This window comes from Microcoleus sp. AT8-A3 (assembly GCF_036705675.1).
Classification (GTDB): Bacteria; Cyanobacteriota; Cyanobacteriia; order Cyanobacteriales; family Microcoleaceae; genus Microcoleus.
Genome location: NZ_JAUBVD010000016.1, coordinates 41,443 through 55,053, shown reverse-complemented (window position 1 = coordinate 55,053; position 13,611 = coordinate 41,443). Strand labels below are relative to the sequence as shown.

The following is a 13,611-nucleotide window of genomic DNA, read 5'->3' as shown; positions in this document are numbered from 1 at the left end:
TTGTGGCATTTAAATTGTATGTCAAAAAATAATCAAACTTTTTTGGGGTGTCCCACCCGCCGTGAATATACAATTTAAATGCTCAACTGTATTAGCCTACTCGCTAACAACAAATCCTTACTTCTTCTGCGGGCACTTTGGATGAATCCCCCCCTGCAAACAAATGTAAGCAATTTGACTTTTATCTAAATTCTTAGCCTCCGCAAAATCAACTCCTAGGAATCTACCTGATTTACTACCAGTCGTGGGATTTTGAATAAATTGCTCCGAAGCTGCTTTCCCCAGAAACACCGCGCCTTTAAAATCCGCTCCCGCTAAATTCGCGCCCCGAAAATCAACCGAACTCACCTCTGCATTCCGAAAATTGGCATCTTGCAACCGAGCATCTTTTAAATTCACGTTGGCGAGTTTAGTCGAAGTCAAATTGGCATTTTGTAAGTTTGCGCCGCTCAAATCAGCACCGGATAAATCAGCACCTTGCCATTCCGATTTAGACAAATTTGTCAAGGACAACTGAGCGCCTTGAGCCTTAACTTTGCCCAAACGTGCACCGGACAAATCCGCTCGCGACAAATTCGCGCTTCCTATATCGGCTCCGGTAAAACGGGCATTTTTTAACATTGCTTCCTGTAAATTGGCTCCAATTAAAATAGCACTGCTGAAATTAGCTGAATTCAAATTGCCGTTTGACAAATTAGCTTTGTTCATGACAGCGCGCACAAAATTAGTCCCGTTCATTACAGCACTGTTCAAAGACGCCCCGGTCAAATTTACTCCTTCCAAATTAGCGCCGCTCAAGTCAGAAATCCAATCGTCAAATGTACCCGGACGCCTGTCTTCGCCGGTGCCGTAAAAGCGAGATCCCTGCAAGCTGGCATTGGTTAAATTGGCATTTCTCAACTTAATTCCCGACAAGTCAACTTTGTTTAAAACTAAAGTAAACTGAGATGGGCCGGCAGGACTTTGAGCTAAATCCGTGCGGCTGAGATCGACACCGTTGAGTTGGCTGCTATACACTGTGAGAATTTTGCCGATCGCCCTTTGTACTGTTCGCTGGCGGGCGGCCGCTAACTCGCGTTCCGGGGCCTTGCCGTCAAACCGCAGGGAATCGAGGTCGTTGCTGAGGGCTTGGTTCAACCGCTGCAAGTCAGGCAAAGCTTTCGGCCCGCTACTGACTAAAGCTTGCTGGATCGCGTCCAGCATGGCCCGGTTGTCTTCTTGAGCTAGCAAATCCGATAGCAGGGGTAGGGCGCGGGAGTCTTCCACCGCCCCCAAAGCCAAAATTGCCGATCGCCTGCCCGATGCCCCGCTAGCCGATGTGGGAGACAATTTGCTGACTAAAGCCACAAATAATTCGTCGTTCCGCTGCCGGGAATCCCGCATATTTGCTTGACTTTGAGTGTAGATGAGAGTGCCGACAAACAAAGTTAAAATCAATCCCGCGCTGCCGACGGTAACTATTACTAAAGTTGTGCCTGGGTGTTGGCGCATCCAATTCCACAAACTGGCATTTACTTTCAGGCCGCTTGGTGGAGTCACAACCAAAGCCGCAATCTGCGCGTCTTCCTCAGTCCAATCTTGAGTCTTGACAGGATTGGCAGACAGTTGATGGGATCGAGCGTTGACGACCAAAGTATTGGCGAGGCGATCGTGTCCCGTTTGCCGTTTGTAGCGCCATGCAAAAGCCCCGTCTGCGAGCACTGCCAAGCCGCTGAGCCCCCCTAAAATCAGCAAATCAGGAAACGCTCCCGTCAAGCGCCAAATGCCGTAAGCGACGCCCAGAGGCACTCCCCAGCGCCCCAAACTTTCGCGAATTAGCACTTGCCCAAAACCCGGAGGAGTACCCGACGCTGTGACAACTTTGACGCCGAACCAGCGTTTGGGGATAGTTTGACCGGTTCTGGCGAGCAAAAACAGTTGCCACCCCGCTAAAACTGCCGGTGCCAGCAGCGCCCCCGACCAGAATAGATTAGTTAGGGGTGCTACTCTGGGGCTGCGATCGCGCACGGGTATGCCCAAGGTACGGGCGACGGTTTCGGATGCTGCTGCTACTGAGGAATTGAGCGGTACGGTTTGAGATTCCTGGTTGACTAATGCCCCGATACTGAAGGGAACGAGGGCGCTGGCCGCAATTAACGAAATTTCCACAGCCCAAGCGCCGCACCTGCGAACCAGCAGTGGCATTTGCTTGGATTGTGTTTGCCAAGACGGATCGGGTTGATTGATGCCGCTGGGCGCGGTGGGGTTAGCCATATTTAGAAATTCCTATTATTTGTCGTTAGTATTTGAGGACTGGGGGGAAATTGCCAATTTATACGCTATGTAGATTAGCACTCCGAGAACGGCAAGAGTCATCAGCGCTGAAATTAGCTGTACGACGCTATTGAAGACTGTCAGGACAATTATCGCTCCGACGGCAAAGGCTGCCACCTGCCCAGGTTTGGGGAGTCTTTGAAACTTGTCCAGTAATTGATTGTAGAAGGTTCCGACGGCTTGATAGCTGTCTGGATTTTGTGTGATGAGTCGCGATCGTTCTACTTTAGCTTTTAGTTCTCCGAACGCTTGCTGCCAATTGAAGTTATTTTGAGGATTCATAAAAAAATTCGGAAGTTATTTTAGATTAATGTGTTTGGAACTGCCATTATCCCCTACCGTCAAAGAACTATAACCAAATGCCATTGTGTGAGGAAACATGAAGATAAATTATCCGGGCGATCGCGGCAAACTGTGGTTTAGCTCGATCGTGACCGTAGCCTTGGCAATGATTTTAGCGGATGCGGGTGCCCTTCGGAGCCAACCGCTACAAATTGCTCCGGGATTTCCCGAACCGCTGGGAGTTTCTGGAGTTTCCGGCGGCCCGAACAATAGTGGCGACTGCGGTTTTGTCTCCCAAGGGCCGAACCACGTCATTGAAGTAACGCAGGATTTGCCTTACTGGCGGATTGCAGTACAAACCGCTGGAGCTCCGAGTTTGATGATTCAAGGGCCGAGGGGGCGTTTCTGCGTGCTGCCGGCGAATGCTGCTGCGGGGAATGTAGAATTTTCCGGTTATGGGGACAAGGGGACTTATGTTATTTTTGTGGGCGATCGAGCTCAAGGTCAACACCCTTACTCTCTCTCTATTTCCCAAAAGCGAAATTAAAAATAAAACGGAATTAGGACGCTTGCTGTGAGAAAATTGCTTTTTGGCGATCGTAAATAAGCCGGATTCCTTACAGCAAGTCCGTGGAAGACCGATTTCATATCAATTTTGTATTTGGTCTCTAACCCACTTGCGAAACAATCTGAGAGTTTGACTCGTGCCCACTGTTTGGCTTTGTTCGCAATATTGAGAAATAGCTTCAATAATTGGCAGATTTGGAAAAGTCGGACTAATTTCCGATTCAACATATTTCCCATCTTGAAGCACATTAATCTGAAGCTTTTTATTTTCATAGCGCCATATTTCAGGTACTCCCAAAGCTTCGTAAGCATCGAGTTGAGTTTTGGAAGTTATATCCACTTCAATAGCTAAGTCAGGCGGCGGATCGATAGTTAAGTCTATCCGCTTTTTGCCAATCATTAGAGCATAATTCTGAATGTAAAAGCAATTGTCAGGTTCAATTCCTTGTAACATACTTTTTCGCTGAAAAGTCGTCGAACCAAAACATTCTCGATCGATTTCAAGTTCTTCGAGTAATATTTTCACCATATCGCCAATGATTTCCTTATTGAATTCATGTTCTGGTAGTGGCATCCTAATCTCCAAAGTTCCTTGACTGTAAGCTATTCTAGAGCCACGGTGTTCTCCCAACTCTTCTAAAATTGCTTCAAATTCCTGCCAGTTGACATCATTTAACAGCACTCTCTGTCCAGGTGGTACAATGATTTGCCTTAATTGCAGCGTTACCATTTCAACCTCCGATTTATTTAAATTATAGAGCTAAAAACCTGCTCAACAGTCAGATTAAGTTCCCCGAAGGCAGACGAAATAATCGTATCGCCCTCTCGGAACTGGCTAACCTGGTATTCCCCCTCTACCAACTGGTAAATCGAGACAGTAGGTTGTTTGGGATTGCCGATGAACCGCCGACCACCCAAGGCAGCATAGTCAACAACCCAGTATTCCGGGATACCCAATCTTTCATACTCAGCCACTTTTACCAGGTAATCATCTTGCCAGTTAGTGCTAACTACTTCGACAACAAGCTTAACAGAGCTACCTTGAGAAATAACTGATGATTTTTTCCAGAGTGGCTCTGACATTAAGGCTGGTTTGTCTAAGACTATAATATCCGGCTGGTAGCCCGTGGTCGTTTCGGGAGGTCTGACAAAATAAGTTGAAGGTGTTACATAAGGAAGATTTAAACGGTCAATTTCTACGTTAATTTTACGAAGCAGAAAACCTGTAACTTCCTCATGGTCTCCATTTGGGTTCATCTCAACTATTACTCCATTGCGTAGCTCGAAACGTCCTTTTCCATCTGGATACCATTCTAAAAAGTCTTCAAATGTTATAGATTTGATTATGGTTTGAATCATGAAAAATTCTCCGTTCATATAGCCATCAATAGTTCGTAGTGAGGACTTGAGTCCTCGAATAGAGTCAACAAGGACTCAAGTCCTTACTACAAACAATTTTTTTAAGGGGAATTAACAGAACATGATATCACATATTAATTAGGTAGGTGTAATAAGGGCAGCTAGAAACCCGACTTCTTCAAAAAGTCGGGGTTCTGGGTGTGATGTTTAAATTTTTTGCTGCGTGTACAGTTCCTTAAACTTGCGCTGCTGCTCGTTGTGATCTACGATCGGAGAGGGATAATGAAGAAGTCGGCGTTCTAAAGACGAAATATTTCCTGTTAGCAAAAATTTAGTATCAACGCGACGCAATTCGGGAACCCAGTGCCGAATATATTCCCCTTCCGGGTCGAATTTCTGAGCTTGACTCGCCGGATTAAATATTCGCAAAGGTTTCGGGTCCATGCCGCTAGATGCACTCCACTGCCAGCCGCCGTTATTAGCAGAAAGGTCGGCATCTATCAATTTTTGCATGAAGTATTTTTCACCCCACTGCCAGTTAATAATTAAATCTTTGGTGAGGAAACTGGCGACTATCATGCGACAGCGATTGTGCATCCAACCTGTCTGATTTAACTGCCGCATTGCTGCATCGATAATAGGATAGCCTGTTTTGCCTTTACACCAAGCTTGAAAGAGTTTTTCATTGTTCTCCCAAGGAAAGTCTTTGAATGCTTGACGGTAGGGGCCGTCTGCTAATTCTGGGAAGTTATACATGGCGTGTTGGTAAAATTCTCGCCACGCTATTTCCTGTTGCCAAGTACGGATGCTTGTAGACGCTTCTTCGCTGCTGCAAGTGTCCATTACTATTTGGGTAGCTTGCCAAACAGTGCGGATGCCAATTGCACCAAATTTGAGGGCTGCGCTGAGTTTGGATGTGCCGTTAATGGCGGGAAAATTGCGCTGTCCTTGATATTTGTAAATTGCCCGATCGCAAAATTCTTCTAATTTTTTTTGCGCTGCATCTTCTCCTGGTTCTATTACTAATGGGTTTTCCCAAATAAATCCTAAACTAGAGGCAGTTGGCACTGTTTCCCTTGCACCTGCTTGGTTGGCGATTGCTTGTTCTTCGGCGGTTAATCCGGTCATTAATTCCAGATAAGTTATCGGCAGTGTCTCTACTGGTTGGGCTTTTGGTTGACTGTTCCATTTTTTCCAAAATGGTGTATAAACTGTGTAGGGAGTCCCTGTAGCGCTGCGAATTTCATCTGGGGCGTGCAGGAGTTGATCCCAGAAATTTTGAACTTGAATTCCTGCTTGTTGGAGGGCGTTTGAGACGGCCAGATCGCGCTGTTTGGCGTAGGGTTCTACATCCCAGTTCCAAAATACTGCTTGGGCATTTATAGCTGTTGCTAATCTCGGTATTCCTAGGATCGGGTCATCTTGAATTATCAGCAATTGGCTGCCTGCTTCCCTGTAACGCGAGGAGAGTTTTTGCAAGCAGCCGATCATGTATGTGACTCTGGCTGGGGCTACGTCATCGCGATTTAGGATATTGCGATCGAGACAAAAAATTCCGACTACTTTCGGGCTTTGCTGGCGCGCTGCTGCCAGTCCGATGTTGTCAGAAATACGCAAGTCGCGGCGGTGCCAAAATAAAATTAGATTGGATATATCAGACATTCGATTTTAGATTTTAGATTTTAGATTTTAGATTTTACAGTTCTGGACACAAGCGGGTTCAAAAACCCGGTTTCTAAGTTAATATTTATCGGTTGGACGCACGATTTTTATAAGAAACCGGGTTTTTCCGTCAGTCAGATTTACATCAAAAAGGGACGTGCCAAGAAAAAGCTAGAAATAGATTTTGCATCAATGGGTTCCCCAGCTAAGATAGCTTTTTCTAATTCTTCTGGAGTGAATAGAACTGTTTCAATGTCTTCGTCATCATCTTGTGCTGGCGGCTGTTCCAGTTTTTCCAGATCTTGGGCTAAGAAAGCATAAATGATTTCGTCGGAATAACCGGGGGCGAGAAAAAATTGCCCTAATTTCTGCCATTTTCCGGCGCGATATCCGGTTTCTTCTTCGATTTCTCGTTTGATAGTTTCGGCGGGATTTTCATTGATTTCTACTGTACCTGCGGGAAATTCTAAAATTCGCCCTTTTGTGGCAAAGCGATATTGGCGTACCAAGACGAGTTTACCTTCGGGTGTGACGGGAACTGCAAGTGCTCCGCCTGGGTGGCGAATACATTCCCACTCGCCTTCGGAACCGTTGGGAAGACGGAGGGTGGCTACGTCAAAGTTGAATTTGCGCCCTTGGTAAAATAGGCGTTGTTTGAGGAGTTGGGGTAGTTCTTGACCGATCGACATAAGCGACAAGCGAATAATGTTAGGGTGCACCGATTTAAGACATCATAGGCGATCTAATACGATTTTAGATTTTAGATTTTAGATTTTAGATTGGGAATGACTGATGACTATCACAGTTGGCAGCTTAGCTACGGTTGCATTTTTTTTGAAACTGGTACGATCGGTGAATTGTACTCACTTTTTACAGTTACAATTTTTGCACTCCCGAACAGTCTGCGGTTTGCAGGAGTTGGACGATCGCACTTTTCGTCACCGGATGCACCCAATCCGGGGCAATTTCTGCTAAAGGTACTAATACAAAAGCTCTTTCGGTCATCCGGGGATGAGGTAGAGTCAGTGTGGGAGTTTCTAGGATTAAATTGTCGTACAGCAGCAAATCTAGGTCGAGGGTTCTTGGCCCCCATTTTTCTCGGCGAATTCGATTAAATTTTATTTCAATTTCTAATAATTTTGCTAGTAATTGTTCGGGTTCTAGTGCAACTTCTAGGATGGCACAGGCATTGATGTAATCGGGTTGGGGCGGCCCGACGGGGGCGGTTTGATACCAGCTTGAATGGGATTTTACTGCTATTCCTGGGGTGTTGTTTAGGGTTACGATCGCGCTAGAGAGTGTGGCTAGGGAGTCGCCTAAGTTGCTACCGAGGGCGATCGCACATTTTGTTAGTTTCATAAGGAAGGTTCGGCAACGGATTGTGTAACGGATGTAACGGATGTCAGGAAGAGAGAAGATTAAGGCGGCGCGGGTTTATCAATATTCTTTGATTCCTAAACAGATTTCGGGTTTAACCCGCCCATACAAGTTGTATTTTTACGAAACTTTCCCCCTAAAGCCTGCATTTTTGGCGCATTCTGATAACACAAAATATTATTTTAATTTAAGCTTAACAGTATGTTAAATTTTATTAACTATTATTGACAAGTGTTAGTATTTAGTTTCAAACATAATGAATTTGTACCTACGCTTATTGTCGGCTGTCATTCTAGCAATTATCAGTTTAACAGCAAGTATATCAATAGGTTTGGCTGAAACAAAAGAGCGCTACCTTACCCTAGATTCGGACGGTAGTCAATCTTTTGCGAGTTTAGTGCAGCAGGCGGAAGATTTAGCGAAAGAGTCGATCGCCCGCGAGTTTCAAGAAAATCCGGCATTAACAGAAGTTACAGTCATTATTACAGCCGATCGCAGCCGACAAAGAGTTCCAGTTTTGCGATCGAGAGTATCCCGTCGCGACTGGCAACAAGATGCGAGAATCGAACAGTGGACTAGATATTTTGCCGATGCTCAATTGCTGCTGGGATTCAGAAACGGCGGTATTTCGTCCCCAAATTCTGGATTTTCGCAAGTGAGGAATGTACCTGCGCCTAGTCGATCGACCTCCAGAGAAAATGATCCAGGTTTTCGAGATGATTGAAATCGGGCATCGGGCATGGGGCATCGGGCATCGGGCATTGGTAACAGATAACAAATAACAAATAACCAACAGCACGACACGGAAATCACGGATACACGGATAGATATTTTTTCCTAAATATCTCTCTCATACTATAGCAATCCTAAATGACTCGTGAAATTTTTACCCCACCCCAACCCTCCCCTTATCAAGGGGAGGGAGTAAGAAATTCACAAATGATTTATGATTGCTATAATTTCCTATTTTTAACTTGTTGTTAACCTAAATATCTCCCAATTTTAATTAACCTTCAGGTTAACTTCCCTTAATTGAACAGTGATATAGTTTCATACGGAATCATCTGATTAGGGAAGTTGGGCTGAACAGGAATTTATGTCTAAAATAACTCGCCGACAACTGCTAATTTTCTTCGGCAGCAGTGCAGCTACCACTGTGCTTGCCCCTCAAGTAACTAAAACACTATTCGGCATCAATTCCACCTCGGCCGAAGCTGTAGTTCCGCTATCTTTCACTCCGTTAAGACTTCCCCACCCGCTGCCGATTTATCGAGAATTGTCCAGCTTTATGCCGATGGGCTTAAACGGACAGGGAACTGTGATGGCTGCCTCACAGGATACTAGATTAACGAGTTACAGCATTGTTGACGATGTGGTTGTGCCGCCGGAATACGAACGTTATGTGATTGTCCGCTGGGGCGATCGAGTTTTTCCCAATCCGGCAGACTATTTCGGCTACAACTGCGACTACACCGGCTTTGTAGGCCTTCGCGGCAGCAATGACGACGGTTATCTCTGGGTTAACCACGAGTACGTATCCTTCCCAATGTCGAAAGAGGCACCCGATACCCCGTCAGACTTGGCATCATTTCCAACAACCGAGCGCGCCGTCCTCGGTATAGACTTATCCGTAAAGAATCGCGATACCATCGGCGAATTCCTGTACAATCTCGGTGGTTCGATCGTCCGCATCACCAAACAAGCCAACGGCAGATTTCAGGCGATCGCCGGCGACCCCCTCAACCGCCGTATTCACGGACTTTCCGGCCTCGGAATCAACAGCCAGCGTACCGACAAATACAAAGATGTCACCTCCTGGGGAACCAGACAAGGGGACGACAACTACCTCATCGGCACGGGCCCTGCAGCTACCCAAGTCTTCGCGCAAGTCAACACCGACGGACTCGGCAACCGCATCATCGGTACAGCCTACAACTGTTCCGGCGCCACAAGCCCTTGGGGAACAATCCTCTCCGCCGAAGAAAACTTCCAAGGTAGCGAAGCATTTTTCGTCGGGGTTCAGGAAAACGTCAAACCCAACGGTGGCCAAACCAGCTACGCCAAGGGCACTATCGGTGAGGAATTTGGCTTAGTCGGCGAAAAATACGGCTGGATGGTAGAAGTCGATCCCCTAGATCCAAGTTTCCGCCCCCGGAAGCACTCATGGTTGGGCCGTTTCCGCCACGAAAACGTCGCGATTCGCGCTGAAGCAGGCCGCAAGTTAATAGGCTACATGGGGGACGATCGGCGCGGCGGACACACCTGGAAATTTGTCAGCAACGGTAATGTCACCAATCCCGCAGATAAAAACAACAGCCGATTGTTTGAAGATGGGGTTTTGTACGTTGCCCAATATAACCGCAACGGTACTGGAAGATGGCTGCCACTGACATTAAATACCCCGACAAATCCGGTGCGTCCTTCTAGAGTTGGCGAGGCGGAATTAGCAAGTTTTGGCAAAGCTCAAAGAGATGCCGCTACTCGCTTGCCCAAACGCGCCGGAATTGCTGGTCAAACCGAAGACGGCGGTTCTTTTGTAGTAGATACAACCAATGAAGCAACAGCAATTTCGGGCTACCAAAATAAAACTCTGGCTAATTTCTACAGCAGCCAAGGCGCGGTTTTAGTTGATGCTTTCTTAGCTGCTAATTTGATTGGTGGCACTCCGACGGCGCGGCCGGAAGATTTGGAAGTTAATCCTACTACGAAGGAAGTTTTCATTGCTTATACTGACGGCGCACCGGGAAGCGACGGCTATCCAGATTCTCGCATTTTTAATGTTGCTAAATACGGTAGCGCAGTCAACAGCAATCAGCAGTCGGGAGGACTTTACAAAATAATTGAAGACAGTCCCGACGGTGCGGGTTTGACGTTCCGCTGGCAGCGTTTGGCTCAGGGTGGAGAAGCCGGTGCGGTAGATGGGGCGGGATTTGCTAATGCAGACAATTTGGATTTTGACCCTCAAGGCAATGTTTGGGTCGTCACTGATATGTCTACGAGCACGCACAACGGTTTTGATGTCGGTGCGAGTGGAGAGCCAAAGACGATCGACCACAACAAGACTGGAAATGTGTCAGATTTGACTGGTGTTTTTGGCAACAATTGGCTGTTTTATATTCCCACTTCTGGGCCGAATGCAGGAACAGTAATTCCGTTTGCTTACGGCCCGAACCGATGCGAAATGACGGGGCCGACTTTTGTGGGAGATACGCTGTTGCTTGCGGTGCAGCATCCTGGGGAAGATTGTCCGATCGATGATGGTACTGTACTGAGTCGGCAAATTGAAATGTTGGATTTGAACGGTGCTGTTTTTAATCAGACTCGTAGTGTTTCTCGCGGCAGTTTGTGGCCGAGTAATATTGAGAATGACAGGCGTCGTTCGCCGATGCCGTCGGTGATTGGAATTCGTCGGGTGCGATCGACTCCAACGGGCCAGTTTGTTTAAATAGGACTTACGATGGGGCTCAGAAACCGGGTTTTTTACGAAAAGACGCGTTGCAGTCCGAAGATTTGGTAAAAAACCCGGTTTCTTTTGTCGAGTGCGTAAATCCTGGTTAAGTAAGCTCATTTCAAAAAACTGAACACCCAAAGCCCCGACTTGGCTGAAGAAGTCGGGGCTCTGAAATATTAGCACCACACAAATGGTAAGGTGCGTCGCCACCCGTCAATCTGCAAGTTCCATTTCTCATCTGGTAGCGACGCACCCTACAAATTAGTAACACACAAATACGAGACTAAGAAAATTGTACTTGGCGATATAAATCGGCGATCGCAATTTCTAGATTCACCGATTCAAGTTGCAAGGAATCGCCCAAACCATACTCGGAGAGAACCCATTGCCCCTGTTGATTGCGCCGAAATATCTCTACTCCTGGCTGTTCAACTTGCACCAATACATACTCTTGCAGTGTTGAAAATTGGCGGTATTTAGCAAATTTTATGCCGCGATCTGCTGCTTCAGTGGAAGGCGATAAAACTTCGATAATTAAGGAAGGAAATTGCACTAATTGCGGATCGTTATCATGCTCATCACAAGTTACCACAACATCAGGATAAAAATATTTTTGCCCTCGTTCCACTTGGACTTTGACATCCGCGATGTAAGGTTCGCAAGGGCGATCGACAAGGGCATCATCTAGGATTCTGAAGAAATTTCCTGAAATTCGATTGTGATTGCGGGTGCCCCCACTCATGGCGACGACTTCGCCATCCCAATACTCGTAGCGTTCCTCTTGGGTGGGTTCCCAAGCCAGGTATTCTTCTGCACTCATCGATGGGCGATCGGGTAAGGCAACCATAATGCGATCGAGAATCAAGTATGTTTCTATAATAGCTTGAAGAAAAAGCGATTAAAAGGGCGGGTTTTTGAGATGGTCAATTATTGGCAGATATTTTTCGTGAACCCGCCCCTATCGTATTAGGGGTAATCGACCCGACATGATATCAGAGGTTTTGATTCCTCTGATTTAGATATTCCTCAAGCCTGCTGGGTCTGACTGATTGTCAGCCCGTCAGGGACTAAATTCCTCATGTAAGTCACTGTAATTGATTAAGTGCGATCGTACCAACTTTGCAGCGCCAAGCGGTGAACTTCCCGCCAGCTAATATTTTTAAGTCTGGCAATTTCCGCGCAATCTTCGTATTCCGGCTGTACATTAACAATCGTTTGTCCAGACTTCGCCACTTTGATCTTGACTTCGCCGTATTCTGTTTGAACAGTCTGGATTTCTCGGTGCAAAATAGTTCTCTGTTGAGTCGATCGCCTAATTCCCAAAGTAGTAGTCTCGCGAAAGATCACAGCTTCGCAAGCATCCTCAAATTCTGGATGACAAATGGCAGTTAACAAAACCCCAAGCCGCGACTTTTTCATCACAATTGGGGCAGTAAAAACATCCAGAGCTCCGGCGGCAAACAAAGCATCAAAAACATAGCCGATCGCCTGCGGACTCAAATCATCAATTTGCGTTTCCAGTACCGTAATAGTTTCTATGGAATTGGTAATTGGTAATTGGGAATCCGTAATTGGGAATTGAGTATTGTTTAAAAACTTCCCTCTTCCTTCTGCCCTCTTTCTGACATCCGTTACATCCGTTACAGAATCCGTTGCCGAACTTCCTTCTGACTTCTCCCCAATCCAGAGGCGCAAAATATTAGGAATTGCCAGGTTTCGAGAACCTGCACCCAAACCGATCGCCTGAACTTGCATCGACGGTGGCGGGCCGAAACCAGCGGCGAGAGTACAGGCGATCGCAGTTCCCGTAGGAGTGCACAATTCGCGATCGATCCCATTGCTATAAACCGGCACTCGGTGCGTTTCCCACAACCGCATCACCGCCGGCGTCGGCACCGCTAATCGGCCGTGGGCAGCCTTCACCGTACCGCCACCAGTCGGCATCGCCGAAAAGTAAAACTCCTGAATATCCAACCAATCCAAACCCAAACAAGTACCGACAATATCAATAATTGCATCCGTCGCCCCCACCTCGTGAAAGTGAACCTCGCTTGCGGGGATACCGTGTACTGCAGCCTCTGCCTCTGCTAATTTGCCAAATACGGCCAAACTCCAGGCTTCCACGCGCGGAGGCAATTTTGCAGAGACGATGATTTGCTCAATTTCGGGTAAATTGCGGTGATGACTGTGGCTAATTTCGGCATCTGCTTCGCCGTGACTGTGAGAATGTTCTTCCCCGTGATGATGGTGGTGGCGGGCGTCGAAAGTCGGGGATTCGGTTTCCGAGGGATCGAGTTCGGTAGCGGGATTTTCTGGTTTTAACGACAAATCCGCAGCTAAATCGACATAAAATTTAGTTGCTTGTTGAGTATTCCGGTGGACTAATTCCGTCCGCAACTGGTACTCTGTCGAAATGCCGAGCAAATTGAGTTTTTCGATTAGGTATTCTAAAGGAACGCCGGCGTGGACGAGAGCTCCGATGCACATATCGCCAGCAATGCCGGTTGGACAGTCAAAATAAGCTATTTTATTCATTGTTAACAATTAATTTTTAGCATTGATTGTTTCACTCGATATTTCGATCGCCCACTTAGCCTGCA

General features: G+C 46.7%; 12 protein-coding genes. 3 read left to right on the top strand and 9 right to left on the bottom strand.

What is annotated here, in order from left to right; genetic code table 11:
• Positions 1 to 117: 117 nt before the first annotated feature.
• Both QUB51_RS12095 and QUB51_RS12090 read right to left on the bottom strand, forming a co-directional pair.
• Positions 118 to 2,253: a pentapeptide repeat-containing protein gene (locus tag QUB51_RS12095; protein WP_333054998.1), complete on the bottom strand. Its 2,136-nt coding sequence runs from the start codon at positions 2,251 to 2,253 to the stop codon at positions 118 to 120.
• 15 nt (positions 2,254 to 2,268) lie between these two features.
• The gene (locus tag QUB51_RS12090; protein ID WP_333054997.1) at positions 2,269 to 2,595 is read right to left on the bottom strand and encodes a hypothetical protein; all 327 of its coding nucleotides are present in this window, start codon (positions 2,593 to 2,595) and stop codon (positions 2,269 to 2,271) included.
• Between the two features lie 97 nt (positions 2,596 to 2,692).
• Between QUB51_RS12090 and QUB51_RS12085 the strand changes: the two genes are divergently transcribed.
• Positions 2,693 to 3,142 carry a hypothetical protein gene (locus tag QUB51_RS12085; RefSeq protein ID WP_333054996.1) on the top strand — a complete coding sequence of 150 codons (450 nt, stop codon included), beginning with the start codon at positions 2,693 to 2,695 and terminating at the stop codon, positions 3,140 to 3,142.
• A 102-nt stretch (positions 3,143 to 3,244) separates the two neighbouring features.
• Here QUB51_RS12085 and QUB51_RS12080 read toward each other — a convergent pair whose 3' ends face one another.
• From QUB51_RS12080 to folK, 5 genes are all read right to left on the bottom strand, one after another.
• Entirely contained in the window at positions 3,245 to 3,892 is a 648-nt protein-coding gene (locus tag QUB51_RS12080) for a Uma2 family endonuclease (protein WP_333261800.1), read from the bottom strand.
• 17 nt (positions 3,893 to 3,909) lie between these two features.
• Entirely contained in the window at positions 3,910 to 4,521 is a 612-nt protein-coding gene (locus QUB51_RS12075) for a Uma2 family endonuclease (protein WP_333054994.1), read from the bottom strand.
• Between the two features lie 207 nt (positions 4,522 to 4,728).
• A complete protein-coding gene (locus QUB51_RS12070) occupies positions 4,729 to 6,174 on the bottom strand; it encodes an FAD-binding domain-containing protein (RefSeq protein ID WP_333261821.1) in 1,446 nt (481 codons plus the stop codon).
• A gap of 149 nt (positions 6,175 to 6,323) precedes the next feature.
• Positions 6,324 to 6,872, bottom strand: coding sequence for an NUDIX hydrolase (locus QUB51_RS12065; RefSeq protein ID WP_333055091.1), 549 nt, complete (start codon positions 6,870 to 6,872; stop codon positions 6,324 to 6,326).
• 187 nt (positions 6,873 to 7,059) lie between these two features.
• Complete coding sequence (gene folK / locus QUB51_RS12060; RefSeq protein WP_333054993.1) at positions 7,060 to 7,542, bottom strand: 2-amino-4-hydroxy-6-hydroxymethyldihydropteridine diphosphokinase; 483 nt, start codon at positions 7,540 to 7,542, stop codon at positions 7,060 to 7,062.
• Positions 7,543 to 7,816: 274 nt separating this feature from the next.
• Between folK and QUB51_RS12055 the strand changes: the two genes are divergently transcribed.
• Both QUB51_RS12055 and QUB51_RS12050 read left to right on the top strand, forming a co-directional pair.
• A complete protein-coding gene (locus QUB51_RS12055; protein ID WP_333054992.1) occupies positions 7,817 to 8,284 on the top strand; it encodes a hypothetical protein in 468 nt (155 codons plus the stop codon).
• A 372-nt stretch (positions 8,285 to 8,656) separates the two neighbouring features.
• The gene (locus tag QUB51_RS12050; RefSeq protein ID WP_333054991.1) at positions 8,657 to 11,005 is read left to right on the top strand and encodes a PhoX family phosphatase; all 2,349 of its coding nucleotides are present in this window, start codon (positions 8,657 to 8,659) and stop codon (positions 11,003 to 11,005) included.
• Positions 11,006 to 11,294: 289 nt separating this feature from the next.
• On the opposite strand, the gene QUB51_RS12045 is transcribed toward QUB51_RS12050, so the two are convergent.
• Both QUB51_RS12045 and larC read right to left on the bottom strand, forming a co-directional pair.
• Positions 11,295 to 11,858 (bottom strand): Uma2 family endonuclease, encoded by a 564-nt coding sequence (locus QUB51_RS12045; protein ID WP_333205591.1) that lies wholly within the window; start codon positions 11,856 to 11,858, stop codon positions 11,295 to 11,297.
• 251 nt (positions 11,859 to 12,109) lie between these two features.
• A complete protein-coding gene (gene larC / locus QUB51_RS12040; protein ID WP_333231896.1) occupies positions 12,110 to 13,546 on the bottom strand; it encodes a nickel pincer cofactor biosynthesis protein LarC in 1,437 nt (478 codons plus the stop codon).
• Positions 13,547 to 13,611 lie beyond the last annotated feature (65 nt).